The organism is Streptomyces sp. WAC 04229, assembly GCF_003947455.1.
Taxonomy (GTDB): domain Bacteria; phylum Actinomycetota; class Actinomycetes; order Streptomycetales; family Streptomycetaceae; genus Streptomyces.
In genome coordinates this window covers 1-25,564 of the sequence record NZ_QHJH01000091.1, presented here as the reverse complement: position 1 = coordinate 25,564, position 25,564 = coordinate 1, and the positions used below count along the sequence as shown (strand labels likewise).

22 protein-coding genes and 1 pseudogene are annotated in these 25,564 nt (G+C 72.9%); 14 read left to right on the top strand and 9 right to left on the bottom strand.

The window, feature by feature from the left end:
* Positions 1-1,664: pseudogene (locus DMH12_RS22850) on the bottom strand (PD40 domain-containing protein); the annotation flags it as partial.
* Positions 1,665-1,821: 157 nt separating this feature from the next.
* Here DMH12_RS22850 and DMH12_RS22845 point away from each other — a divergent pair.
* The 5 genes from DMH12_RS22845 (at position 1,822) to DMH12_RS22825 (ending at position 6,684) form a co-directional block, all read left to right on the top strand.
* Complete coding sequence (locus DMH12_RS22845; RefSeq protein WP_125493358.1) at positions 1,822-2,442, top strand: TetR/AcrR family transcriptional regulator; 621 nt, start codon at positions 1,822-1,824, stop codon at positions 2,440-2,442.
* Between the two features lie 113 nt (positions 2,443-2,555).
* Positions 2,556-4,796 (top strand): MMPL family transporter, encoded by a 2,241-nt coding sequence (locus DMH12_RS22840; RefSeq protein ID WP_125493357.1) that lies wholly within the window; start codon positions 2,556-2,558, stop codon positions 4,794-4,796.
* Positions 4,797-4,959: 163 nt separating this feature from the next.
* Positions 4,960-5,463, top strand: a complete 504-nt coding sequence (locus DMH12_RS22835; RefSeq protein WP_185832477.1) for a YbaK/EbsC family protein — start codon at positions 4,960-4,962, stop codon at positions 5,461-5,463.
* Positions 5,460-6,305, top strand: a complete 846-nt coding sequence (locus tag DMH12_RS22830; protein WP_125493355.1) for a DMT family transporter — start codon at positions 5,460-5,462, stop codon at positions 6,303-6,305. The genes DMH12_RS22835 and DMH12_RS22830 overlap by 4 nt, the downstream gene beginning before the upstream one ends.
* Before the next feature lie 103 nt (positions 6,306-6,408).
* A complete protein-coding gene (locus tag DMH12_RS22825) occupies positions 6,409-6,684 on the top strand; it encodes a DUF1876 domain-containing protein (RefSeq protein WP_125493354.1) in 276 nt (91 codons plus the stop codon).
* Here the strand turns inward: DMH12_RS22825 and DMH12_RS22820 are convergent.
* From DMH12_RS22820 to DMH12_RS22805, 4 genes are all read right to left on the bottom strand, one after another.
* A complete protein-coding gene (locus DMH12_RS22820; RefSeq protein WP_185832476.1) occupies positions 6,675-7,895 on the bottom strand; it encodes a serine hydrolase domain-containing protein in 1,221 nt (406 codons plus the stop codon). The two genes, DMH12_RS22825 and DMH12_RS22820, sit on opposite strands and share 10 nt — an antisense overlap.
* Before the next feature lie 71 nt (positions 7,896-7,966).
* Positions 7,967-8,725 (bottom strand): energy-coupling factor ABC transporter ATP-binding protein, encoded by a 759-nt coding sequence (locus DMH12_RS22815; RefSeq protein ID WP_125493352.1) that lies wholly within the window; start codon positions 8,723-8,725, stop codon positions 7,967-7,969.
* On the bottom strand, positions 8,713-9,474 hold the full coding sequence (gene cbiQ / locus DMH12_RS22810) for a cobalt ECF transporter T component CbiQ (RefSeq protein WP_125493351.1): 762 nt from the start codon (positions 9,472-9,474) through the stop codon (positions 8,713-8,715). The genes DMH12_RS22815 and cbiQ overlap by 13 nt, the downstream gene beginning before the upstream one ends.
* Before the next feature lies 1 nt (position 9,475).
* Positions 9,476-10,528 (bottom strand): energy-coupling factor ABC transporter permease, encoded by a 1,053-nt coding sequence (locus DMH12_RS22805; protein ID WP_125493350.1) that lies wholly within the window; start codon positions 10,526-10,528, stop codon positions 9,476-9,478.
* A 163-nt stretch (positions 10,529-10,691) separates the two neighbouring features.
* Between DMH12_RS22805 and DMH12_RS22800 the strand changes: the two genes are divergently transcribed.
* The gene (locus tag DMH12_RS22800) at positions 10,692-11,069 is read left to right on the top strand and encodes an SsgA family sporulation/cell division regulator (protein ID WP_125493349.1); all 378 of its coding nucleotides are present in this window, start codon (positions 10,692-10,694) and stop codon (positions 11,067-11,069) included.
* 34 nt (positions 11,070-11,103) lie between these two features.
* Here DMH12_RS22800 and DMH12_RS22795 read toward each other — a convergent pair whose 3' ends face one another.
* Together DMH12_RS22795 and DMH12_RS22790 are read right to left on the bottom strand one after the other, a co-directional pair.
* Positions 11,104-12,774, bottom strand: coding sequence for a penicillin-binding transpeptidase domain-containing protein (locus DMH12_RS22795; RefSeq protein ID WP_260474311.1), 1,671 nt, complete (start codon positions 12,772-12,774; stop codon positions 11,104-11,106).
* A gap of 108 nt (positions 12,775-12,882) precedes the next feature.
* Entirely contained in the window at positions 12,883-14,514 is a 1,632-nt protein-coding gene (locus tag DMH12_RS22790; RefSeq protein ID WP_125493348.1) for a penicillin-binding transpeptidase domain-containing protein, read from the bottom strand.
* A 390-nt stretch (positions 14,515-14,904) separates the two neighbouring features.
* Here DMH12_RS22790 and DMH12_RS22785 point away from each other — a divergent pair, with 390 nt between their 5' ends.
* Complete coding sequence (locus DMH12_RS22785; RefSeq protein WP_125493347.1) at positions 14,905-15,141, top strand: hypothetical protein; 237 nt, start codon at positions 14,905-14,907, stop codon at positions 15,139-15,141.
* A 78-nt stretch (positions 15,142-15,219) separates the two neighbouring features.
* Here DMH12_RS22785 and DMH12_RS22780 read toward each other — a convergent pair whose 3' ends face one another.
* A complete protein-coding gene (locus DMH12_RS22780) occupies positions 15,220-16,965 on the bottom strand; it encodes a dolichyl-phosphate-mannose--protein mannosyltransferase (RefSeq protein ID WP_185832474.1) in 1,746 nt (581 codons plus the stop codon).
* Positions 16,966-17,069: 104 nt separating this feature from the next.
* On the opposite strand from DMH12_RS22780, the gene rsmI reads away from it, so the two are divergent.
* The 6 genes from rsmI to DMH12_RS22750 all read left to right on the top strand — a co-directional run bounded on the left by rsmI (position 17,070) and on the right by DMH12_RS22750 (position 22,626).
* Entirely contained in the window at positions 17,070-17,918 is an 849-nt protein-coding gene (gene rsmI, locus DMH12_RS22775; RefSeq protein ID WP_125493345.1) for a 16S rRNA (cytidine(1402)-2'-O)-methyltransferase, read from the top strand.
* 150 nt (positions 17,919-18,068) lie between these two features.
* Entirely contained in the window at positions 18,069-18,506 is a 438-nt protein-coding gene (locus DMH12_RS22770; protein ID WP_125493344.1) for a hypothetical protein, read from the top strand.
* A 41-nt stretch (positions 18,507-18,547) separates the two neighbouring features.
* Positions 18,548-19,438, top strand: coding sequence for a TatD family hydrolase (locus DMH12_RS22765; RefSeq protein ID WP_125493343.1), 891 nt, complete (start codon positions 18,548-18,550; stop codon positions 19,436-19,438).
* Positions 19,439-19,542: 104 nt separating this feature from the next.
* Complete coding sequence (locus DMH12_RS40315; RefSeq protein ID WP_125493342.1) at positions 19,543-20,808, top strand: resuscitation-promoting factor; 1,266 nt, start codon at positions 19,543-19,545, stop codon at positions 20,806-20,808.
* A gap of 56 nt (positions 20,809-20,864) precedes the next feature.
* A complete protein-coding gene (rsmA, locus tag DMH12_RS22755; RefSeq protein ID WP_125493341.1) occupies positions 20,865-21,725 on the top strand; it encodes a 16S rRNA (adenine(1518)-N(6)/adenine(1519)-N(6))-dimethyltransferase RsmA in 861 nt (286 codons plus the stop codon).
* A 7-nt stretch (positions 21,726-21,732) separates the two neighbouring features.
* Positions 21,733-22,626: a 4-(cytidine 5'-diphospho)-2-C-methyl-D-erythritol kinase gene (locus DMH12_RS22750; RefSeq protein ID WP_125493340.1), complete on the top strand. Its 894-nt coding sequence runs from the start codon at positions 21,733-21,735 to the stop codon at positions 22,624-22,626.
* Positions 22,627-22,636: 10 nt separating this feature from the next.
* Here the strand turns inward: DMH12_RS22750 and DMH12_RS22745 are convergent, their stop codons facing one another.
* Entirely contained in the window at positions 22,637-23,245 is a 609-nt protein-coding gene (locus DMH12_RS22745; RefSeq protein ID WP_260474310.1) for a Uma2 family endonuclease, read from the bottom strand.
* Positions 23,246-23,389: 144 nt separating this feature from the next.
* Here DMH12_RS22745 and DMH12_RS22740 point away from each other — a divergent pair, with 144 nt between their 5' ends.
* On the top strand, positions 23,390-25,204 hold the full coding sequence (locus DMH12_RS22740) for an ABC-F family ATP-binding cassette domain-containing protein (RefSeq protein ID WP_125493339.1): 1,815 nt from the start codon (positions 23,390-23,392) through the stop codon (positions 25,202-25,204).
* The last annotated feature ends 360 nt before the right edge of the window (positions 25,205-25,564 follow it).

Below are 25,564 nucleotides of genomic sequence, written 5' to 3'. Positions count from 1 at the left end.
GGGGAGGGGGTCGCGGAGGACAGGGGGACCAGGTAGGGGCGGCAGCCCAGCGGGAAGGAGAGGTCGCCGGTGTGCACGTCGTACACCGGGTCGAAGCCGCGCCAGGAGAGGAAGGCGAGGTAGCGGCCGTCCCGGGTGAAGACCGGGTTCTCGTCCTCGAAGCGTCCGTCGGTCACGTCGACGACGAGCGGGTCGTGGCCGTTCTGCCCGTTGATCCGGGCCATCTTGATCTGGCGCAGCGAGCGTCCGATGCCCGGGTGGGACCAGGTGAGCCAGGTTCCGTCGGGGGAGAAGGCGAGGTCGGTCACGGGTCCGTTGACGGACCGGATCAGCTCGGTGACGCCGCTTGAGGGGGCAGCGGTGCCGTCGGCGTCCCGCGCCGGGGCCCCCGTGCCCTCCCCCTCCGGCTCCTCCGCGGCTCCGGCGTCCTCCTCCGCGACGTCGAGCAGCAGCAGCCGGCCGTCGTGGGAGGCGACGGCGAGGCGGTCGCCGGCGGGGTCCGAGGCCAGCTCCAGGATCCGGCCGAGCCCTCCGGTGGCCGCCCGCCGCGCCGCCCGGCCCCCGGTCGCCCGGGGCAGGTGGGCGATCTCCACGGCGTCCTCGCCCGCCGCGTCCGTCACGTAGGCGATCCGGCCGCTCTCGCCGAGCATCTCCGGCAGCCGCACCCGTACGCCGGGGGTGTCGGCGAGGGTGCGGGCGGGTCCGTCGCGGTGGGTGAGCCAGTACAGGCTGCCCCGGACGACGACGGCGCTCGCGCGGCCCGTCTCGTCGACGGAGACGCCGCCGACGTGCTGGGCGGCGGGTACCTGGTACGTACGCCGTCCCGCGCGCGGCCCGCTGAGGCGCACGTCGAGCCGGCGCGGCACCAAGCCGGACGCGAGGTCGTCCACGATCCACAGGTCGCCCGCGCACTGGTACACCACCCGGGTCCCGTCGCTCGCGGCGTTGCGGGCGTAGAACGCGTCGTGGTCGGTGTGGCGGCGCAGGCCGGTGCCGTCGTGGGCGCAGGAGTAGAGGTTGCCGACGCCCTCGTGGTCGGAGAGGAAGGCGATCCGGTCGCCGACGAACATGGGGGCGGCCAGGTGTCCGCCGAGGTCGGGCAGGAGCCGCTCCCCGTGCAGCCAGAGCCGGCCGGTGGCACCGCCCCGGTAGCGCTTCCAGGCGGCGGGTTCGTGCGGCGGGGTGCCGGTGAGCAGCAGGGTCCGGCGTTCCCCGTCGAGGTCGGCGGCCTGGATGTCGGTGACCGGGCCCCAGGGCAGTTTGCGGCCGGGGTCGCCGTCGGGGCCGACCTTGTAGGCCCAGGTGAGGTGGGAGAAGGGTTCGCCGTGCGAGGCGACGGCGAGGACGGCGGTGGTGCCGTCGGGGTCGGGCGGCGACCAGCCGCAGACCCGGGTGTCGAAGCCGCCCCAGTGGGTGAGCTGCCGGCCGGGGCCGCCGTCCACCGGCACCAGGTGGACCTCCGGCACCAGGCTGCGCCAGCTGGTGTACGCGATGTGCCGGCCGTCGGGCGAGAAGCGCGGGTGGCCGGCCTTGGTGCGGTCGACGGTGAGCCGCCAGGCGCGGCCCGGTCCGTCGAGGGACGCGAGCCAGAGGTCGTCCTCTGCCACGAAGCAGAGCTGGTCGCCACTGAGGTGCGGAAGGCGCAGATAACTCACCCACCCCATGCTTTTCCGGGCTCCGGGTACCGGCAACTTATGGCGAGCCGACAACCGTGACCCAGAACACGAACGAAACCGTTTCGTTTCGTTACGGGGCGGGGTACATTCGTCGTGTACGAAACGGTGTCGTTCTGACAGAGTGGACCGGAGAGGAGTGAGCGAGATGACCGGGGCAACCACCGCGCGTCGCAGTCGGATCACTCCCGAGCGCGAGGCCGAGCTGTACGAGGCCGTGCTCGACCTGCTCCGGGAAGTCGGGTACGACGCGCTGACCATGGACGCCGTCGCGTCCCGTACGCGGTCCAGCAAGGCGACGCTCTACCGCCAGTGGGGCGGCAAGGCCGAGCTGGTCGTCAAGGCCATCCGGCACAACAAGCCCGGTGAGATCGGCGACGTCGACACCGGCTCGCTCCGCGGCGACCTGCACGCCGTGATGGCCCGCGAGGACGACTGCACCATGGAACAGAACTCCGCGCTGATGCGCGGCGTCGCCATGGCGCTGCACCAGAACCCGGACCTGCGACAGGCGTTCCGGGACCAGCTGGTCGAACCCGAGATGGGGGAGTTCCGGCGGGTGCTGCAACGCGCCGTCGACCGCGGCGAGATAAGACCGGACTGTCCCGCCCTGGACTTCCTCGTCCACATGATGGTGGGCGGCTTCGCCACCCGCACGCTGCTGGACGACCAGCCGCCGACCCGGGACTTCCTCGCCTCCTACATCGACGCCGTGATCCTCCCCGCACTCGGCGTCTCCACCACTGACACGTCTGACACGTCCCTGTAGCCGGACCCTCGGCTGCGACACCCTGCTGAGCCCCATCTGACGTCACCGCTCACGTCGTCGGGCCGTTCCCCCCTGCCCCGAAGTTCCCACGACCTGACCGGGAGTACGCCCCCGTGGCCACGTTCCTCTACAAACTCGGACGGCTCGCCTTCCGCCGACGGCACTTCGTCGCCCTGATCTGGGTGGCCCTGCTGACGCTCGCCGGCGTCGGCGCGGCCAGCGCCCCGCCCGCCGGCTCCACGTCCTTCTCCATCCCCGGAACCGAGGCCCAGAAGGCCTTCGACCTGCTGGAACAGCGCTTCCCCGGCCAGAGCGCCGACGGGGCGACGGCCCGCGTCGTCTTCAAGGCACCGTCCGGCGAGAAGATGACGGACGCCGGGAACAAGGCGACGGTCGAGAAGACCGTCGACGAACTGGCGGACGGCTCCGAGGTCGCCTCGGTCGCCGACCCGTACACCGGCAACGCCGTCAGCAAGGACGGCACCATCGCCTACGCGTCGGTGCGCTACGACGTCTCCGGCATGGAGCTGGAGGAGTCCACCAAGCACGCCCTGGAGGACGCCGCCGAGCAGGCGCGGGAGTCCGGGCTGACCGTCGAGGTCGGCGGTGACGCGCTCCAGGCCGTACCGGAGACCGGTGCCACCGAGATCATCGGCATCGCGGTCGCCGCGGTCGTCCTGGTCATCACCTTCGGCTCGCTGGTCGCGGCCGGGCTGCCCCTGCTCACCGCCCTGATCGGCGTGGGCATCGGCGTCTCCTCCATCACCGCGCTGGCCAGCGCGCTGGAGCTGGGCTCGACCACCTCCATCCTGGCGATGATGATCGGCCTCGCGGTCGGCATCGACTACGCCCTGTTCATCGTCTCCCGCTACCGCGCCGAACTCGCCGAGGGGCGTGAGCGCGAGGACGCGGCGGGCCGGGCGGTCGGCACCGCGGGCTCCGCGGTCGTCTTCGCCGGCCTCACCGTCGTCATCGCCCTGGTGGGCCTCGCGGTCGTCAACATCCCGATGCTCACCAAGATGGGCGTCGCGGCGGCCGGCACCGTCGCCATCGCGGTCCTGATCGCCCTGACGATGATCCCCGCACTGCTCGGCTACGCCGGACGCCGCGTCAAGCCGGCCGGCGCGAAGGGCGGGCTCCTGGGCCGTCGCCGGGGCGGTGCGAAGAGCGAGCCGAAGAAGGAGACCGAACCGGCCAAGGCCAACCTGGGCACCCGCTGGGCGAGCTTCGTCGTCCGCCGGCCCCTGGCCGTCCTCCTCCTCGGCGTGATAGGCCTCGGCGCCGCCGCGATCCCCGCCTCCGACCTGGAACTCGGCCTGCCCGACGACGGCTCCCAGCCGACGTCCACGACCCAGCGCCGCGCCTACGACCTGCTCTCCGAGGGCTTCGGACCGGGCTTCAACGGCCCCCTGATGGTCGTGGTCGACGCCAAGGGCAGCGACGCCCCCAAGGACGCCTTCACCCATGTCTCCGACGAGATCGAGGGCCTCGACGGTGTCGTGGCGGTGACCCCGCCCGCCCCCAACAAGGGCGGCGACACGGCGACGATCAGCGTGATCCCGGACTCCAAGCCGTCCTCCGTGCAGACCGAGGACCTGGTGCACGCCATCCGCGACGCGGGTGGCGACATCGAGGCGGACACCGGCGCGCAGACCCTGGTCACCGGCTCGACGGCGATGAACATCGACGTCAGCGAGAAGCTGAACGACGCGCTGCTGCCGTACCTGGTCCTCGTCGTCGGCCTGGCCTTCCTCCTGCTGATCGTGGTGTTCCGCTCGATCCTGGTCCCGCTGAAGGCGGCGCTCGGCTTCCTGCTCTCCGTCATGGCGGCGCTCGGCGCGGTCGTCGCGGTCTTCCAGTGGGGCTGGCTGTCCGGCCTGATGGGCGTCGAGGAGACCGGCCCGGTCATGTCGATGATGCCGATCTTCATGGTCGGCGTGGTCTTCGGCCTGGCCATGGACTACGAGGTCTTCCTGGTCACCCGCATGCGTGAGGCGTACGTCCACGGGGAGAAGCCCAGCCAGGCGGTCGTCACCGGCTTCAAGCACGGAGCCAGGGTCGTCACCGCCGCCGCGGTCATCATGATGGCGGTCTTCGCGGGCTTCATCGGCTCCAGCGAGTCGATGGTCAAGATGATCGGCTTCGGCCTGGCGATCGCCGTCTTCTTCGACGCCTTCGTCGTCCGCATGGCCCTCGTCCCGGCGGTGCTCGCGCTGCTCGGCAAGAAGGCCTGGTGGCTGCCGAAGTGGCTGGACCGCGCCCTGCCCAACGTGGACGTCGAGGGCGAGGGACTGCGCGCGGCCGACGAGCGGGGCTCCGGCCCCGACGAGGACCGGGAACTGGTGCGCACCTGACCCGCCGCCTCTGACAGGAGGACAGCGAAACCAGCCGGTGAGGGCTCCGTGGGGACGGGGCTGCCCTCACCGGCTTCCTCCGTTACAGGGCCGTACGGGGCCCGCCCGGGGCGCCGCGGAACCAGGTCGCATGCCGGCTACACGGACCGCTACCGTGCCGTCCATGACCACCACCGACGACGCCTCCGCCGCCCACCCCCGCTTCGCCGAGGCCCTGAACGGACTCGGCCTCGGCGATCTGGCCGCCCAGGCCCGGCGGTTCCCCGAGGCCACGCGCACCGCCACCGAGGCCGCCGCCGCGATCGGGTGCGAGCTGAGCCAGATCTGCAAGTCCCTCATCTTCGCCGCCGACGGCGTGCCCGTCCTGGTCCTCATGGACGGCGCCTCCCGCGTCGACCTGGAGCGCGTCCGGGAGGAACTCGGCGCGCAGAAGGTCACCCGCGCCAAGGCCGACGTCGTACGGGAGACCACCGGATACGCGATCGGCGGCGTCCCGCCCTTCGGGCACCGCAACCCGACCCGCGTCCTCGCCGACCGTTCGCTCCTCGCCCACGAGGTCGTCTGGGCGGCCGCCGGCACCCCCTACGCCGTGTTCCCGATGGCGCCCAAGGACCTCGTCACCACCGCCGGCGCCACCCTCGTGGACGTGCGCGAGCGCTCCGCGTGACCCCACTGGTCACCGGGGCCGTCCTGCTCGCCGCCGTCACGCACGCAAGCTGGAACGCGATCGCCCACCGGATCACGGACAAGCTCACCGGCTTCGCGCTGATATCCGGCGGCGGGATGCTCATCGGCCTCGCGCTGCTGCCGTTCACGGCGTTCCCGAGGGCCGCGGCCTGGCCGTACCTGCTGGTCTCGGCCGCCCTCCACATCGCCTACTACGCGCTGCTCATGCGGTCCTTCCGGCTGGGCGACTTCGGCCAGGCCTACCCGATCGCCCGCGGCAGCGCGCCCCTGCTGGTCACCGTGGGCGCCGCCCTCTTCGCCCACGAGGTACCGGACCGCTGGGCGACCGCCGGCGTCCTGCTGTCCTGCGCCGGACTGACCGGCGTCGCCCTGTGGGGGCTGCGCGGACGCCGGCCCGACTGGGCGGCGATCGGCGCGGCCCTCGCCACCGGCGTGAGCATCGCGGCGTACACGGTGGTCGACGGGCTCGGCGTGCGCGCCTCCGGGTCCTCCCTCGGGTACGTCGCCTGGCTGATGGCGGTGCAGGGGACGGTCCTCCCGGCCTACTTCCTCCACCGCCACCGCGCCGGTGCCTGGGCGCTGCTGCGGCCCCTGGCCGGACTGGGGCTGCTCGGCGCGGTGCTCTCCGTCGGCGCCTACGCACTCGTCCTGTGGGCGCAGACGCGCGCCGAACTGGCGCCGATCGCCGCGCTGCGCGAGTCCTCGATCCTGGTCGGCGCCGCGATCGGGGCCCTCTTCTTCAAGGAGCGGTTCGGGGCGCCCCGGATCGCGGCCGCGGGGCTCCTGGTCGTCGGGATCGGGCTGATGCTGCACACGGGATGAGCCGCACCCCACGCGTCACGCGGGATGAGCCGGAGCGGCCGGCATGGTGCGGGCGGCGGCCGTGAGGAGCACCCTGGAAGCAGGTCTTCCGGAGGTGATCCTCATGATGCACACCGCAGTGGGATGGCACGTCGAGATGGAGTTCATGGAGGACGACCAGCACACGCGGGCGGTCGCGATGGTGCGGCTCCCCGACGGCACCGAGGTCCGCGCGCACGGCCACGCCAGCCGGCACCGGATCGACTCCCAGCAGCCACGGGTCGGTGAGGAGGTCGCGGGGGCCCGCGCGTTGAACGAGCTGGCGATGCAGCTGCTCACCAAGGCGCACGACGAGATCGACGCGGCCTCGGGACGGACGTCACACCCCATTCACGTCTGAGGGGTGTCCACGTCCGTGCCGGTCCGCCGCAGCGACTCCCGTACCGCCCGCACCAGCGCCTGCGCCCGCGGGTCCGCCGTCACCGTCTTGCGGAAGCCGTTGGTGACGTAGCCGAAGGCGACACCGGCCTCCGGGTCGGCGAAGCCGAGGGCGCCGCCGCGGCCCGGGTGGCCGAAGGAGCCGGGGGACAGGAGCGGCGAGGCGCTGCCGTGCAGCATGTAGCCGAGGCCGAAGCGGGTGCCCACGACCAGCACCCGGTCCGGCCCGGCGGACTCCTCGGCCCGGGCCCGCTCCATGGTCGCCGCTTCGAACAGCCGCACCCGCCGGGTCACCCCGTCCACGTCGCCGATCAGCGCGGCGTAGAAGCGGGCCAGCCCGTCGGCGGTCGCGACGCCGTTGGTCGCCGGGAGGGCGGCCGCGCGGTGGGCCGGGTCGTTCTGGTCCGGGAAGGGCGTGATCGCGGCGAAGGCACGGCGGGTGAGCGAGCCGGGGTCCGCGTAGGCCTCGGTGACGGCGCGCTTGGGGCGCAGCCGCGGGCCGTTCCCGGACGGCCCCGGGGCGGGGTCCTCCAGCCGCCCGACCCGGCCGGCCCGGCCGGCCGCCTCCTCCGCGGCGGGCAGCCCCACCCACAGGTCCAGGGCGAGCGGCCGCGCGATCTCGTCCGCGATCCACTCCCCGGCGCCCCGCCGGCCCGTCACCCGGCGGACCAGCTCGTCCAGCAGCCAGCCGTAGGTCAGCGCGTGGTAGCCGTGGTCGGTGCCCGGCTCCCACACGGGTGCCTGCGCGGCGACGGCCCGTGGGCCGCGCAGCGGGTCGAGGGCGTCCTCGGGGGTGAGCGGGCGGTCCAGGACCGGCAGCCCGGCCCGGTGGTTCAGCACGTGCCGGACCAGCACGCGCTCCTTGCCGTGCGCCTTGAACTCGGGCCAGTACTCGCCCACCGGCGCGTCCAGGTCCAGCTCCCCGCGCTGGTGCAGCAGGAGCGGTACGGCGGCGGCGACGCCCTTGGTCGCCGAGCGCACGACCTGGGCGGTGCCCCGGCGCCAGGGTTCGGTGCCGTCGACGTCGCGGGTGCCGCCCCACAGGTCGACGACCTTGCGCCCGTCCCGGTAGACGGCGACCGCCGCGCCCCGGTCGCCGAGCGCCGCGAAGTTGCCCGCGAACGCGTCCCTCACCGGCTCGAAGCCCTCGGCCACTGTGCCGTGCACGTCCACGTCCACCTCTGTACGTCCCTTCCGGTCGCCCGCGCCAGTGGATGCAACCGCCACCGACCGCCGGTGATTCCTCACCCGCCCGTCGACACGGACCGCGGGTCGAAGCCGAAGGGCAGTTCCAGCCGGTGGGCGCGCATCAGCGCCTCGTCGGAGAGCAGGCCCGCGGTCGGGCCGTCCGCCGCGATCACGCCGTCGCTGAGGATCAGGGCGCGTGGGCACAGCTCCAGCGCGTAGGGGAGGTCGTGGGTGACCATCAGGACCGTGACGTCCAGGGAGCGCAGGATGTCGGCGAGCTCGCGGCGGGAGGCCGGGTCGAGGTTGGAGGAGGGCTCGTCCAGGACCAGGATCTCCGGCTCCATGGCGAGCACGGTCGCCACCGCCACCCGGCGCCGCTGCCCGAAGGACAGGTGGTGCGGGGGCCGGTCCTTGAACTCCGCCATGCCGACCAGCGCCAGCGCCCGGTCCACGCACGCCTCCAGCTCCGGCCCCTTCACCCCGGCCGCCGCCGGTCCGAACGCCACGTCCTCGCGCACGGTCGGCATGAAGAGCTGGTCGTCGGGGTCCTGGAAGACGATGCCGACCCGGCGCCTGATCTGCGCCATGTTCGGCTTGTCCACGGGCAGCCCGGCGACGGTGACCGTGCCGGTGCCGCCGGTCAGGATGCCGTTGAGGTGCAGGACCAGGGTCGTCTTGCCCGCGCCGTTCGGCCCGAGCAGCGCGACCCGCTCGCCGCGGGCGACGGAGAAGTCGACGCCGAACAGGGCCTGGTGCCCGTCGGGGTAGGCGTAGGCGAGGCCGGAGACGTCCAGGGAAGCGGTCACAGGGTCCATCCCAGCAGACAGACGACGAGCGCCGCACCCGGGAGGGCCAGCGCGTACGACCACTGCGCCCGGGACGCGGTCACCTCGTCGATGACCGGCATGGAACCGGCGTAGCCGCGGCTGACCATGGCCAGGTGGACGCGCTCGCCGCGTTCGTAGGAGCGGATGAAGAGCGCGCCCGCCGACTTGGCGAGCACGCCCCAGTGCCGGACGCCGCTCGCCTCGAAGCCGCGCGACTCCCGGGCGATCCGCATCCGCCGCATCTCGTCGGCGATCACGTCCCCGTACCGGATCATGAAGGTCGCGATCTGCACCAGCAGCGGGGGGAGCCGCAGCCGCTGGAGGCCGAGCAGCAGGGAGCGCAGCTCGGTGGTGGAGGCGAGCAGTACGGAGGCGGCGACGCCCAGGGTGCCCTTGGCCAGGACGTTCCAGGCGCCCCAGAGGCCGCTCACGCTCAGCGACATGCCGAGCACCTCGACGCGTTCGCCCTCCGCCACGAACGGCATCAGCACCGCGAACGCGACGAACGGCACCTCGATCAGCAGCCGTTTGAGCAGGAAGCCCGCCGGGACGCGGGCCGCGCACGCCACCGCGGTGAGCAGCAGCGCGTAGAGGCCGAAGGCCCACATCGCCTCGCGGGGCGTCGACACGACGACGACCACGAAGGCGAACGTGGCGGCGAGCTTGGTGTGCGGGGGCAGGCCGTGCACGGGGGAGTCCCCGGGCCGGTGGAGCCGATGGGCGTGGCCGGCACCCATGTCAGACGGTGGTGTCCGTGTTCGTCGGCGAGGCGTCGTCGCTGCGGCGCCTGCGCACCGCCCAGAACACCGCGCTGCCCGCGACGACCGTGACACCGACGCCGATCACACCCGCGAGGCCGCCGGAGACACGGGCGTTCGCGATGTCCTCGACGCCGTAGTCGGCGAGCGGGGAGTCGGCGTTGGCGTGCTCCTCGGCCTTCTCGTCGATGCCCTTGTCGGCGGCGACCTTCTCCAGCCCGTCGGGGTTGGCGGAGGCGTAGAAGCTGACGAAGCCGGCGAGGACGAGGGAGGTGACCAGCCCGGTGATCCACAGCTTGCGGTGCGAGCGGGCGGCGGGGGCGGGAGCCGGCTCCGCGTCGGGGGCGTCGACCAGTTCGCCGTTCACGCGCAGCTTGAGCCGCTGCTGGAGCCCGCGCGCCCCGTACACCAGGTCCGGGCGTACGGCGATGACGGCGCCGACGGTCAGCGCGGTGATCGCGGCCTCGCCGATGCCGATCAGCACGTGCACGCCGACCATCGCGGTGGCGACCTTGCCGATGGCGATGTCGGTGGTGCCGCCGATCCAGTACAGGAGGGTGAAGGCGAGGGCGGCGGCCGGCACCGAGACGAGGGCGGCGACGAAGGAGGCGACGGTGACCGAGCGGCGGGTGCGCGGCAGGACCTTCACCAGGCCCCGGAAGAGGGCGTAGGCGACGACCGTGGTGACGATCGCCATGTCCGTGATGTTCACGCCGAGCGCGGTCAGCCCGCCGTCGGCGAAGAGGATGCCCTGCATGAGCAGGACGACGGAGACACACAGGACGCCCGTGTAGGGGCCCACCAGGATCGCGGCGAGGGCGCCGCCCAGCAGATGTCCGCTGGTGCCCGCCGCGACGGGGAAGTTCAGCATCTGCACCGCGAAGATGAACGCCGCGACCAGCCCGGCCAGCGGCGCCGTCCGCTCGTCCAGCTCCCGGCGCGCGCCGCGCAGGCTGACCGCCACGGCGCCGGCGGCGACCACTCCGGTGACGGCGGAGGTCGGGGCGTTGATGAATCCGTCAGGTACATGCACGGTTCGATGATAGGGACCAGTTGCGAGCGGTTCGCAAGAGCGAGGTAAAGGCTGACCTCACATGTGATATTCGGCCCGGAAGGCGTAAATAGGGAAATATGGGACATTGGAGGGGGGTGGACGCACGGCTTTCGCACAGGTGGCAGAGCGTAAGGGGCATCCGATGTCCGTAGTCGAGCAGTACGCACGAGCCCACATCCTCACGGACGCGGACCTCCCCGGCCAGGACGACGGCGGAGCGATACCCGTCGTCCTGCGCTACGACCCCGACCGCGACCCGCGATCCGTGAGTGTCGCGCTGCCCGCGCGGGGGCGCGCCCCCGGCGTCCGGGAGTGGACCTTCCCCCGTGACCTGCTGGAACAGGGCCTGCGCGCGCCCACCGGGACCGGCGAGGTGCGGGTGTGGCCGTGCGGCCGGGTGCAGGCCGTCGTCGAGTTCCACTCCCCGCAGGGCTGCTCGGTTGTCCAGTTCGAGACCAAGCCGCTCATCCGCTTCCTGCGCCGCACCTACACCGCCGCGGCACAGCCGGTGGCCCACTGAGCCACCGGCCGCGTGCCCGGACCACGCCGGCCGGTCAGCCGCTCGCCTTCAGCAGCGCCGCCACCAGCGGACCCGCGGTATCGCCGCCGTGGCCGCCCTGCTGGACCACGCCCGCCGCGGCCACGTCGCCCCGGTACGCGGTGAACCAGCCGTTGGGCTGCTTCTGGCCGTCGACCTCCGCCGAGCCGGTCTTCGCGCCGACGTCACCGCTCACCCCGGCCATCGCCTCCGCCGCGGTGCCGTACGCCGCCGTGTAGGACATCAGCTCGCGCAACTGCGCCAGCGTCCCCGCCGACATGGTGCGGGAGGCGGTGGCGAGGGCCCGTCCGTCGACCGAGGGGGCGACCAGGTAGGGCTGGTGGAAGCCGCCCGACTTCACGGTCGCCGACACCGACGCCATGTTCAGCGGGTTCATCCGCACCCCGCCCTGCCCGATCAGGGAGGCTCCCATCTGGGCGTCGCTCTGTACCGGGACCGAGCCGTCGAAGGTGGACACACCGACGGACCAGTTGTTCATCGACAGGCCGAACACCTCCTTGGCCTGGCGGGTCAGGTCGTCGTCCTTCAGCTTCGGGGCCTGGCTGATGAAGGCGGTGTTGCAGGAGCGGGCGAAGCTCGCCTTGAACGTGCCGTCCTTGATCTCGAACTTGTCGTCGTTCTGGAACTTCCAGCCGCCGTAGCTGAAGTACTTCGGGCACGGGTGCTTCTTGTCCATCGACGCCAGGTTCTTCTCGATGAGCATCGAGGCCGTGACGACCTTCATCGTGGAGCCCGGGGCGAGGGAGCCCTGGAAGGCGGTGTTGAAGCCGTGGCTGCCGTTGGCGAGCGCGAGGACCTCGCCGGTGGAGGCGCGCAGCGCGACCACCGACGCGCGCTCCTTGCCGTCCACCTGCTTCTCGGCGGCCGCCTGGAGGGCGGGGTCCAGGGTGGTCTTCACGGTGCCGGGGGTGCCCTTGCTCAGCTCCAGCAGGGTCTTGTCGGCGGCCTTCGCCGCCTTCGACTCCTTGCCGCGGACCACGCGCAGTTCGATGCCGGGGGTGCCGCCCGCCTTGTCGCCGTACTTCTCGCGCAGACCGTCCAGGACGCTGCCGAGCGAGGGGTACTTCGCGGCGGTGATCTCGGCGCCGTCCCGGTCCAGCGCCTTCACCGGCGGGTCCCCGGCCTCGCCGGTGACCAGTCTGTCGCCGTCCTTCAGCTCCGGGTGGACGACGGCGGCGTGCCAGTCGACGCGGGGTTCGCCGTCGCCCACCCGGCGCACGACGGTCAGCGCGCTCTCGTACGCCAGTGGCGCGGTCGTCTTCCCGTGGGCGACCGTGCCCTTCACGGAGAACGGGACCTTCTCCCCGGCCGGGGTGCCCGCGGTGAGGGTGACGTCCTTGATCCGGGCGTCCTTGGCGTAGCCGGTGAGCAGGGCCTCCGCGGCCTCCGCGTCGTCGGTCGCGGCGGCGGCGCCGGCCGTGTCGCCCTTCTGCCACGCGGTCAGGAACCCCTGCGCCGTCGAGGTGATCTCGGCCGCAGTCAGGGGGCCCGACTTCACCTCGTCGGCCGGCGCGGACTTCGTCCTGGCGTCGTCCTCGGCGCCGGACTCGCCGCCGAACATCGCGTAGGCGCCGAACCCGGCACCGGCCACGACCACCGCGGCCACCCCACCGATCACGGCGGGTGCCGTCCTGCGCCGTTCGCCGGCGCCCCTTCTGCTGCTCACTGCGTCCCGTCCTCTTCGGCGCCCGGATCCCGGGCCGCTCCGTGCCCTCGCTGCCTCATGCTTCCAACGACCCGACCACAGTAGGCGCATCCACCGTGGCCGTTGCCCTCAGCCGCCCGCTCGTAGCACGTCCGCGACAATCGGGCCGGCCGCGTCGCCGCCGTGGCCGCCCTCCTCGGTCATCGCCGCCGCCGCGACGTCGTTGCGGAAGCCGGTGAACCAACTGTTGGACGTGGTCTGCCCGTCGACCTCGGCCGACCCGGTCTTCGCGCCGATGTCGCCGCCGAGGCCCGCCATCGCCGGCCGGCCGGTGCCCTGGGTGGCGGTGAGCCGCATCATCTGCTTGAGCTGGGCCGCGGTGCTCTGCGGCAGCCCCTTGGCGGTGGCGAACTCGCGGTCGTCCAGGTCGCTGGAGACCAGGTAGGGCTGGCGGAACTCGCCGGTGATGGCGGTCGCCGTCACCGACGCCATGTTCAGCGGGTTCATCTGGACCTCGCCCTGGCCGATGGCGTTGGCCGCGCGGTCCGGGCCGTCGGACGCGGGGACCCTGCCGTCGAAGGAGACGATGCCGGTCTGCCAGTCGTCCCGGCCCAGCCCGAAGCGTTCCTGGGCCTCCTGGGTCAGCGAGGAGTCCGAGAGCGGGTCCTCGTCGACGAGCTTGATGAAGCCCGTGTTGCAGGACCGCATGAAGGTGTTGGCGAGCGTGGCGCCCTCGTTCGGCTCCATGCCGGTCAGGTTCTTGAAGGTCTGGCTCTGCCAGGTCGCCGTGTCGGGGCAGGGGGCGGGTTCGTTCATCGAGGTCACGCCGTTGTCGATGAGCATCGCAGCGGTGATGATCTTCATCGTGGAGCCGGGGGCGACGCGTCCCTGGAAGGCCGCGTTGAAGCCGTCCGCGCGGTTGTTGGCCACGGCCAGCACCTCGCCGGTGCTGGGCCTGACCGCGACCACGGACGACTCGCCGTACCGCTTCACGGCCTTCTCGGCCGCCGCCTGCACGCCCGCGCTGAGCGTGGTGCGCAGCTTGCCGGGCTCGCCCTTGCTGAGCGTCAGCAACGGGGAGTCGGGGGCGTCCTGCGCGGTGTGCCGGACCACCAGCTCGACGCCCGGGGTGCCGCCCGCCTCGGCACCGTACCGCTCCCGGAGCGTGGCCAGGACCGGTCCCAGCGACGGGTACCTCTCCTTCGTCAGCACCTCGCCGTCCCGCCCGACGGCTTCGATCTGCGGGGTCGCCGACTCCTCGGTGACCAGGGTGTCCCCGTCCTTCAACGAGGGGTGGACGACGGACGGCTGCCAGTCCACCAGCGCCCGCCCGCTGGTCTCGCCGCGCACGACCTTCAGGGTGCTCTTGTACGTCAGCGGCTTGGTCGTGCCCTCGTACGCCACCTTCGCCTTGACGGTGAACGGCACGGACGCGCCGGCCGCGGCGGAGGGCGTGATCTCGACGCCGGAGATGTGCGCCTCCTCGCCGTAGGCCGTCAGCAGCGTCGTGGCGACCGAGGCGTTGTTCGTGTGCGACGCCGCCGTCACCGCGTCGCCCTTCTCCCACGCCGCGAAGAACTTCTGGGCCGTCTCCTCGACCTCGTCCCCACTGGGCGGCCCGCTCTTGACCGACGCCCCGGCGGCGCCGGACCCCCCGCCCCCGTCGAGCGCCGAGACAACGTTGTACGCGCCGTACCCGGCCCCGCCGACCATCACCGCGAACACGCCGCCTATGACGGCGACCTTCACCCCCCTGCCCATGGGCAGTCCCCTCCCCGTCTCCCCGTCCGATCTTCCGAGCGCCGACTTGAACGCGTTCAGAAGCGCTTGTGGGTCGCACTCTATGTGCAGGGCGTGACCGGCGGTACGAAAGTTTCCGGATGGTGGCCGAATGGAGATGAGGCGTGCTCGGATCCGGTCGTTGTTCTGGGTCGTCCAGGCACCCGACGAACTCGCCGCACCCGTGCACGACTTGCCCGGGGCCGCGCTCGCGGACCGGTCGTCCGCACGGAACGCCCGCACCCCGGAGCCCGGTCGGCCGAGGCCGGCGCATCCCTCGAGCGCATGCCGGCCGGGCCCCGTGCGGGGGTGGCTCACCCGCTCGGATGCCCTCGGTGAGCGACTGATCGCGAAGCTGTGCATGGTGAGTTCATGAACACAACACCTCAGCACAAGAAGGCAGTTTCCCTCCGAGCCCGCGCACTCGTGGTGAGTGCCGCCGTCGGCATCGCCTGCGCTGCGGGGGTGGCGACCGCCACGTCCGCCGTGGCCGTGACGCCCGCCACCCACGCCGCCACGGCCACCGCCTCGGGCCACGGCGGCGGCGGGGACGGCGAGGAGTTCCAGTGCGGTAACGGTCTCCTCCCCATCCTCAACTTCTGCAACTGACGGACCACCACACCCACGCGCAGGGCGGTCGGGACCGGGGCAGAGCCCCTCACCCCGACCGCCCTGCCGAACGCCCGGCTAGACCCAGGTGTCCAGCCACATCCGCGACCGCCAGTCCTCCATCGGGATGGCGGTGCCGGTGTAAAGGGGCCAGAAGTAGATGAAGTTCCACGCGATCAGCAGGACCAGTACGCCCGCCCCGGTCGCGCCCGCGACGCGGCGGGCGTCGCCGCAGCCCGGGCGGCCGATGACCGCCCCCAGCAGCATCGCCACCGCCAGGCACAGGAAGGGCAGGAAGACGACGGCGTAGAAGAGGAAGATGGTCCGCTCCTGGTACAGGAACCAGGGCAGGTAGCCGGCCGCGATGCCGCAGGCGATGGCGCCCGCGCGCCAGTCGCGGCGGAAGGCCCAGCGCCACAGGACGTACAGCAGCGCGAAGCAGCCCACCCACCACAGCAGCGGCGTGCCCAGCGCCAGGACCTCGCGGGCGCACTTCTCGCCCGCGTCGGCCGGACAGCCGTCCGCGCCGGGGGACGGCGACTCGTAGAAGTAGGAGACCGGGCGGCCCAGGACCAGCCAGCTCCAGGGGTTCGACTGGTAGGTGTGCGGCGAGGTCAGGTTGGTGTGGAACTCCAGCACCTGGGTCTCGTAGTGCCACAGGCTGCGCCACCAGTCGGGCAGCAGCCACGACCAGGAGCTGTGCGCGCCGTCGTTCGCCGCCCAGTCGCGGTAGTAGCCGCCGGAGCCGTCGGCGGGGGAGAGGATCCAGCCCAGCCAGGACAGCACGTACGTCGCGAGCGCCACCGGCACCGTGGACAGGAACGCCCAGCCCAGGTCGTGCCTCAGCACCGCCAGGTGCGGCCGTTCGGCGCCCGCGACCCGGCGGGTGCCGACGTCCCACAGCACCGCCATCACGCAGAAGGCCGCCATGATGTAGAGGCCGTTCCACTTGGTGGCCGCGGCCAGACCCAGCATCAGCCCCGCCGCCAGCCGCCACGGCCGCCACCCGAAGCGGAACGTCTCGGCGATGTCCGCGTCCGGCCGGACCAGCCCGTCCCCGTCCACCGGCAGCGCGGCGGCGAGCTTCGCGCGGGCCCGGTCGCGGTCGACGACCAGGCACCCGAAGGCCGCCAGCACGAAGAACATCAGCACGCTGTCGAGGAGCGCGGTGCGGCTCATCACGAAGTGCAGCCCGTCCACCGCCATCAGCGCGCCCGCCAGGCACCCGAGGAAGGTCGAGCGGAACAGCCGCCGTCCGATCCGGCACAGCAGCAGCACCGACACCGTGCCGAGCAGCGCCGTCATGAACCGCCAGCCGAACGGGTCGAAACCGAACAGCACCTCGCCCAGGCCGATGATGTACTTGCCGACCGGCGGATGCACGACGTACGCCGCGTCCGCCGGGATCGGGACGTCGCCGCCCGAGTTCAGGATCAGGTCGTTGGCGTTCTTGTCCCAGTTGACCTCGAAGCCGCGGTGGATCAGCGCCCACGCGTCCTTGGCGTAGTACGTCTCGTCGAATATCACCGCCTTCGGGCTGCCCAGGTTCCAGAACCGCAGCACGCCCGCGAAGAGCGCCACCAGCAGCGGCCCGCCCCACGCCGACCAGCGCAGGATCCGCCCGGTGAGCGGCTTCGACAGGCCGAGGAACGCCCACAGGCGCGGACCCGGGCCGGTGTACGGCGGCACCAGCCGGTCGCCTACGTCGCCGGCCGCGGGCCCCGCCGGGTAGCCGAAGCGGCGCAGCCGCTGCTGCCAGGCGGGCCGCTCGCCGTGCGGTGCCTGGTCCTGCCGGGTGTCCGTGGAGGACGCGGTACTGGTCACCGCGCCATCGTAGGGAACCGTGCTGTGCACGTCCCGCGCATGGCCCCCACCCGCCCGATGCGTCCCGCGGAAGGAAGCCCGTCCGCCCCTGGGAGGATGGGGGCGTGACTGGAACCCTTGTACTGGCGGGCACCCCCATCGGCGACGTCCGGGACGCCCCGCCGCGGCTCGCCGAGGAACTGGCCGGCGCCGACGTGGTCGCCGCCGAGGACACCCGGCGGCTGCGCCGGCTCACCCAGGCGCTCGGCGTCACCCCGCGCGGGCGCGTCGTGTCGTACTTCGAGGGCAACGAGTCCGCCCGCACCCCCGAGCTGGTCGAGGAGCTGGCGGGCGGCGCGCGCGTGCTGCTGGTGACCGACGCGGGGATGCCGTCGGTGTCCGACCCCGGGTACCGGCTGGTCGCCGCCGCCGTCGAGCGGGACGTCCGGGTCACCGCCGTACCCGGCCCGTCCGCGGTGCTGACCGCGCTCGCACTGTCCGGGCTGCCGGTCGACCGGTTCTGCTTCGAGGGCTTCCTGCCCCGCAAGGCGGGCGAGCGGCTGACCCGGCTGCGCGAGGTCGCCGAGGAGCGCCGCACCCTCGTCTACTTCGAGGCGCCGCACCGCCTTGACGACACCCTCGCCGCCATGGCCGAGGCCTTCGGCGCCGACCGCCGGGCAGCCGTCTGCCGGGAGCTGACCAAGACCTACGAGGAGGTCAGGCGCGGCGGTCTTGGCGAGCTGGCCGCGTGGGCCGCCGAGGGTGTGCGCGGTGAGATCACCGTCGTCGTCGAGGGCGCCCCGGACCGGGGGCCCGAGGAGCTGGACGCCGCGGAACTGGTGCGCCTGGTGCGGGTGCGCGAGGAGGCGGGGGAGCGCCGCAAGGAGGCGATCGCCGCGGTGGCCGCCCAGGTGGGCGTGCCCAAGCGGGAGGTGTTCGACGCGGTGGTGGCGGCGAAGAACGCGGGGGCGTGATCCGGCCGCGCTTGACCCGTTCCTGACCTCCCGGGCCCTTCCGCCAAGGACACCCCAAATCGGCTCAAACACTCGGCACTGCCTGGTGCTTTCCGGCTGGTGGAGGAGTCCACTGGAGGAAGGAACGGCGAACGAACCGAAGGAGCCGGGATGAGCACGAGTGAGAGCGCGGCACGGACCGGAATACCCTCCGGGGCCACCTCCGTCGTCCACGAGTCGTACTCCTTCGCCTGCATGCGCTGCGGGCACGGCTGGGAGCAGTCCTTCGAGATCGAGCACCGCAAGGACGCCGACGGCCACGAGTACGTGCGCTACGTCTCGGACGGCCGCGTCGTGCCCTCCCCGCTGACCCGGCCGGCCTGCGCCAACTGCGACAGCCACGTCGTACGGATCATGCGGCCGGGGCGGGTCGCCTCGGTCCGCGGCACCGACCACGGCCCGCACCGGGTGCCGGCCGCCGGCCCCTTGGAGGTGCCGCCGGTGCCCGAGACGCCCGGACCCGGAGCGGCGGGGCTCTCCGCCGAACGCCGGCACTGGCACCTGGGCGACCTGCTGCACGCCCTCCACCTCCACCGCCGGGCGAGCTGACGGCCTCGGGGAGCGGGCCGGGGCTTTCGTAGGATCGGGGCATGCCTTCGAACGCCTCGGGACGCTCCGACAAGAACGACGCGCCCCCGCTCCCCGAGCCCCTCCGGGTGCCGGTCGCCGACTCGCACACCCACCTCGACATGCAGTCCGGCACGGTGGCGGAGGCACTCGCCAAGGCCGCGTCCGTCGGCGTCACCACCGTCGTCCAGGTCGGCTGCGACCTCGCCGGCTCCCGCTGGGCGGCCGAGACCGCGGCGGCCCACGACGCCGTGCACGCCACCGTCGCCCTGCACCCCAACGAGGCACCGCGCATCGTCCACGGCGACCCCGACGGCTGGTCGCGGCAGGGGGCGCGGCGGCCCGGCGGGGACGCGGCGCTCGACGACGCGCTCGCGGAGATCGACCGGCTGGCCGCGCTGGCGCAGGTCAAGGGCGTCGGCGAGACCGGCCTGGACTACTTCCGCACCGGGCCCGAGGGCAAGGAGGCGCAGGAGCGGTCCTTCCGCGCCCACATCGAGATCGCCAAGCGGCACGGCAAGGCCCTGGTCATCCACGACCGCGACGCCCACGCCGACGTCCTGCGCGTCCTCGAGGAGGAGGGTGCCCCCGAGCGCACCGTCTTCCACTGCTACTCCGGCGACGCCGAGATGGCCGGGATCTGCGCCCGCGCCGGGTACTACATGTCCTTCGCCGGCAACGTCACCTTCAAGAACGCCCAGAACCTGCGCGACGCCCTCGCGGTCGCCCCCCTGGAACTGGTCCTGGTGGAGACCGACGCGCCGTTCCTGACCCCGATGCCCTACCGGGGCCGCCCCAACGCCCCCTACCTGGTGCCGGTCACGGTGCGGGCGATGGCCGCGGTGCGGGGCGTCGACGAGGACACCCTGGCGACCGCCCTGGCCGCGAACACGGCCCGCGCCTTCGGCTACTGACCGGCGGCAGGCGGCGCCACGCTGCGTAGTCGGGTCACTTTGGAGAGTGACGAGCACTCCGCTAGGTTCTGGGGGCCCGATCCGGACCCCTGGAGCGTGTCGGCGTGAGCAGAACGCAGTTCGAGACCACCGAGGTCTTTGAGGGACACGAGTACCTCGCACCGTACGACGTGCACAGCGCGCCGACCCTGCCGTACGGCGCCGTCCTGCCGTCCGCCCGCACACCGGGCGACGGGCGGGCCGAGCGGCGGCGCCGGGCGCGGGAGGCCGGACGCGCGGACGGCGCCCTGCGCCGCCTGCTGCCCCGCGCGCTGGTCGTGGCCTTCCTCGCGGGCGGCACCACCGCCTTCGTCGCCAAGGACAAGGCGGTCGAGCTGACCGTCGACGGGACGCCCCGCACGCTGCACACCTTCGCCGACGACGTGACCGAGCTGCTCGCGCAGGAGGGCGTCGAGGTCGGCGCCCACGACGTGATCGTGCCGGCCCCCGGCACTCCGCTGACCAGCGGCGAGGACATCGCCGTCCGCCACGGGCGGCCCGTCCTGCTCACTCTCGACGGCCACCGCCGCCAGGTGTGGACGACCGCGGAGACGGTGCACGGCGCGCTGCGGCAGCTCGGCGTCCGGACGGAGGGCGCCCACCTGTCCACCGAGGGCTCCCGGCGCATCGGCCGCGAGGGCCTCGCCCTGACGGTGCGGACCGAGCGGGTGGTGACCGTCATGGCGGACGGCCGGGCCCGCACCGTCCGCACCAACGCCGCGACCGTGCGGGAGGCGGTCGAGGCGGCCGGGGTGACCCTGCGCGGCGAGGACACCACCTCCGTCCCCGCGACCGGCTTCCCCCGCGACGGCCAGACCGTCACCGTGCTGCGGATCACCGGCTCGCAGGAGGTCCGCGAGGACCCGGTCCCCTTCGACGTCCGCCGGACGGAGGACTCCTCGCTGTACCGGGGCACGGAGGTCGTCCAGCAGGCCGGACAGCCCGGACTGCGCCGCACCACCTACGCTCTGCGCACCGTCAACGGCGTCCGGCAGAAGCCGCGCAGGCTCCGCACCGAGCTGGTGCGCGAACCCCGCGCGCAGATCATCCTGGTCGGCACCCGCCCCCGCCCCACGTCCGTGCGGGGCGCCGACCACCTCAACTGGCAGGGGCTCGCCGCCTGCGAGTCGGGCGGCCGCCCGGACGCCGTCGACCCCTCGGGCACCTACGGGGGCCTCTACCAGTTCGACACCCACACCTGGCAGAGCCTCGGCGGCGAGGGCCGCCCGCAGGACGCGACCGCCGCGGAGCAGACGTACCGCGCGAAGCAGCTGTACGTCCGCGCGGGCGCCGGTTCCTGGCCGCACTGCGGGGCCCGGCTGCGGGGCTGACGGGCCCGCCGCACGACCCCGGCAAAGCCGCCGCCGCCCCCGGATACCCTTGCGGGGTGAGCAGCCCCACCCCCGACGCCCTTCTGGGCCCCGCCGACGTCCGCGAACTCGCGGCCGCCCTCGGCGTGCGCCCCACCAAGCAGCGCGGCCAGAACTTCGTCATCGACGCCAACACCGTCCGCCGTATCGTCCGCACCGCCGAGGTCCGCCCCGACGACGTGGTGGTCGAGGTGGGACCGGGTCTCGGCTCGCTCACCCTGGCCCTGCTGGAGGCCGCCGACCGGGTCACCGCCGTCGAGATCGACGACGTACTCGCCGGCGCCCTGCCCGCCACCGTCGCCGCCCGCATGCCGGAGCGCGCCGACCGGTTCGCGCTCGTCCACTCCGACGCCATGCACGTGACCGAGCTGCCGGGCCCCGCCCCGACCGCACTGGTCGCCAACCTGCCGTACAACGTGGCCGTGCCCGTCCTCCTCCACATGCTCGAGACCTTCCCGACCATCGAGCGCACCCTCGTCATGGTCCAGGCCGAGGTCGCCGACCGCCTCGCCGCCGGGCCCGGCAACAAGGTGTACGGAGTGCCGTCCGTGAAGGCCAACTGGTACGCCGAGGTCCGCCGGGCCGGCGCCATCGGCCGCAGCGTCTTCTGGCCCGCGCCGAACGTGGACAGCGGGCTGGTCTCACTCGTCCGGCGGACCGAGCCGCTGAAGACCACCGCCTCCCGGCGCGAGGTCTTCGCCGTCGTCGACGCCGCCTTCGCCCAGCGCCGCAAGACGCTGCGGGCCGCCCTCGCCGGATGGGCGGGGTCCGCCGCGGCCGCCGAGGCCGCGCTCGTCGCCGCGGGCGTGTCGCCTCAGGCGCGCGGAGAGGCGCTGACCGTGGAAGAGTTCGCGCGTATCGCCGAACACAAGGAGTGACGAGCACGTGAGTGTGACGGTCCGCGTCCCCGCCAAGGTCAACGTCCAGCTGGCGGTCGGCGCCGCCCGCCCCGACGGCTTCCACGACCTCGCCAACGTCTTCCTCGCCGTCTCCCTCTACGACGAGGTCACCGCGGCCCCGGACGCCGGCGGGCTCCGCGTCACCTGCGAGGGCCCCGACGCCGGCGAGGTGCCCCTGGACCGCACCAACCTGGCCGCCCGCGCCGCGCTGGCCCTCGCCGAGCGGTACGGCCGCGCACCCGACGTGCACCTGCACATCGCCAAGGACATCCCCGTCGCCGGCGGCATGGCGGGCGGCAGCGCGGACGGCGCGGGAGCCCTGCTCGCCTGCGACGCCCTGTGGGGCACCGGCGCCTCCCGCGACGAACTGCTCGCCATCTGCGCCGAGCTGGGCAGCGACGTGCCCTTCAGTCTGGTCGGCGGCGCGGCACTGGGCACCGGGCGCGGCGAGAGGCTGACCGCCCTGGAGGTCGGCGGCGAGTTCCACTGGGTGTTCGCGCTCGCCGGGCGGGGACTGTCGACGCCCGCCGTGTTCCGCGAGTTCGACCGGCTGGCGGAGGGCGACATCCCGGCACCGGTCGCCGACCAGGCGGTCCTGGACGCCCTCGCGAAGGGCGACTCCACGGCGCTCGCCGTGGCCGTCTCGAACGACCTTCAGCCGGCCGCGCTCTCCCTCTTCCCCGAGTTGTCCGACACCCTCGCCGCGGGACGGGCAGCGGGCGCTCTGGCGGCAATGGTCTCGGGCTCGGGCCCGACCACGGCCTTCCTCGCCCCGGACGCCGGCTCCGCGTCCGACATCGCCGGCGTGCTGCGGGCGTCGGGCACCTGCCGTGACGTGCGTACGGCGGTGGGGGCGGTGGCGGGGGCGACGGTGGTGTGAGCGACCCGGCTCAGAGTTCGTCGATGGCGGTCAGGTCGATGTCGATGACATAAGGCTTCTCGACCTTGATCCGGTCCCGGTGGATGCCCATGTGTACATACGCGTCGGTCATCGGGTCGAGTTCGTAGACGTGGACGACCGGCCTGCCGTTGGTACCGCCTTGCTCGACTCGCCAGAAGTTCGGGATGCCCGCAGCGGCGTACTTCTGCGGCTTGGTCGTTCGGTCGCGGGACTCGGAGTCCGGCGAGACGACCTCGACGGCGAGGAGGACGTCCTCGGCCCGATAGCTCGTCTGCGTCGGCCCGGTGACTGCCTCGGCACGGATGACGCTGACGTCGGGCTCCGGGCCATTGCGCTGATCGAGGATGGTGGTCATCTCCCGGCTGACCTTGAACTCGGCGGGCAAGCCGGCACGCAGTCCCCAGACCAGCAGGTCGATCACGTTCGCGTGGAAACGGCGCTGCGGACTCACGAAAACAAGGCTCCCGTCGATCAACTGGGTGTGCGGCGGGAGATCCGGCAGGGTGAACAGGTCGTCCACGGTGTAGCCGTCCACGGGGGGCACCGGCCACTGCTGGCGGCGGTGCTCTACTGACTCGGCGGTCATGGTTCCTCCCATGGACGGGATCCTGCTGCCTGCCTTCTACGGTAGCCGGGCAGTCCGACAGAGGTCACCACAAAGAGTGACCACCCCCGCCCGCGTCACCCCACCCCCCGGAGGGCCTACGCTGGAAGGCTGATCGATCCCCCAGGCAGGAGAGAAATGGCCGTCAATCTGGTCAATGTCGAGAACGTCAGCAAGGTGTACGGCACCCGTGCACTCCTCGACGGCGTGTCCCTCGGCGTCTCCGAGGGGGACCGCATCGGCGTCGTCGGCCGCAACGGCGACGGCAAGACGACCATGATCCGGATGCTGGCCAGGCTGGAGGAGCCCGACACCGGCCGCGTCACCCACTCCGGCGGCCTGCGGCTCGGCGTGCTCACCCAGCACGACTCCCTGGACCCCGAGGCCACCGTCCGGCACGAGGTCATCGGCGACCTGGCCGACCACGAGTGGGCCGGCAACGCCAAGATCAGGGACGTGCTGACCGGGCTGTTCGGCGGGCTGGACATGCCGGGCTTCCCGCAGGGGCTCGACACCGTCATCGGGCCGCTCTCCGGTGGCGAGCGGCGCCGGATCGCGCTCGCCAAGCTGCTCATCGAGGAGCAGGACCTCGTCGTCCTCGACGAGCCCACCAACCACCTCGACGTCGAGGGCATCGCCTGGCTCGCCCGGCATCTGCGCGAGCGCCGGTCCGCGCTCGTCTGCGTGACGCACGACCGGTGGTTCCTCGACCAGGTCTGCACCCGCATGTGGGACGTGCAGCGCGGCGACGTCTTCGAGTACGAGGGCGGCTACTCCGACTACGTCTTCGCCCGCGCCGAGCGCGAGCGCATCGCCGCCACCGAGGAGACCAAGCGGCAGAACCTGGTCCGCAAGGAGCTGGCCTGGCTCCGGCGCGGGGCCCCCGCCCGTACCTCCAAGCCCCGCTTCCGCGTCGAGGCCGCCAACGAGCTGATCGCCGACGTGCCGCCGCCCCGGGACAGCAGCGAGCTGATGAAGTTCGCCTCGTCCCGGCTCGGCAAGACCGTGTTCGACCTGGAGGACGTGACCGTCCAGGCCGGTCCCAAGGTGCTGCTCAAGCACGTCACCTGGCAGCTCGGCCCCGGCGACCGCATCGGCCTGGTCGGTGTCAACGGCGCCGGCAAGACCTCCCTGCTGCGCACCCTCAGGGACGCCGCCCGCAGCGACGGCGAGGAGCAGCCGGTGAGCGGACGGGTCCGCGTCGGCCGGACGGTCAAGCTGGCCTACCTCTCCCAGGAGGTCGCCGAACTCGACCCCACCTGGCGGGTGCTGGAGGCCGTGCAGCGCGTCCGCGAGCGCGTCGACCTCGGCAAGGGCCGCGAGATGACCGCCGGGCAGCTGTGCGAGACCTTCGGCTTCGGCAAAGAGAAGCAGTGGACGCCGGTCGGCGACCTCTCCGGCGGTGAGCGGCGGCGGCTCCAGCTGCTCCGCCTCCTCATGGACGAGCCCAACGTCCTCTTCCTCGACGAGCCCACCAACGACCTCGACATCGAGACCCTGACCCAGCTGGAGGACGTGCTCGACGGCTGGCCCGGCTCGATGATCGTCATCTCCCACGACCGGTTCTTCGTCGAGCGGACCACCGACCGGGTCTTCGCCCTGCTCGGCGACGGCGCGCTCCGGATGCTGCCGCGCGGCATCGACGAATACCTGGAGCGCAGGCAGCGCATGGAGGAGGCGGCCGCGGCGGCCGTTCCCGCCCCGGTGCGGAAGCCGGCCGCCGACGTGCCCGAGAAGAGCGCCGCCGACGCGCGCGCCGCCAAGAAGGAGCTGCAGAAGATCGAGCGGCAGCTCGACAAGGTCTCCGAGAAGGAGTCCAAGCTGCACGCCCGGATCGCCGAGAACGCCACGGACTTCGCGAAGGTGGCCGAACTCGACGCCGAGCTGCGCGGACTGGCCGGGCAGCGCGAGGAGCTGGAGACGCGCTGGCTTGAACTGGCCGAGGACGCCTAGCCCTTGGCCTCCGGAGCCCTGCGCGTGGGGGGCGCGGGTGGCGTGAAGAGGGCGTGAAGGCGCGTAACAGTGGCATCACGGGCCGGTTCTCCCTTGGGAACAGGGGCGGACGCGGCCCGGTGGGCTGTCGGCCGCGGGTGATAGAAAGGCCGTCCGAGGAGTGTCTCGGAGGACTGTCCGCGACAGTCCGGACGATCGCCTGAGACGGCCGCGGGGGCAGCGCGTACCCCGGGCCGTGGCTAAAAATCAGTGAGTCATAAGGGGGAACGCGCTGATGAGCCAGCCGCCCAACCAGCCGCCGCAGCCGGGTGGCTTCGGAGCACCGCAGGACCCACCGCCGGGAGGCTTCGGGGCACCGAC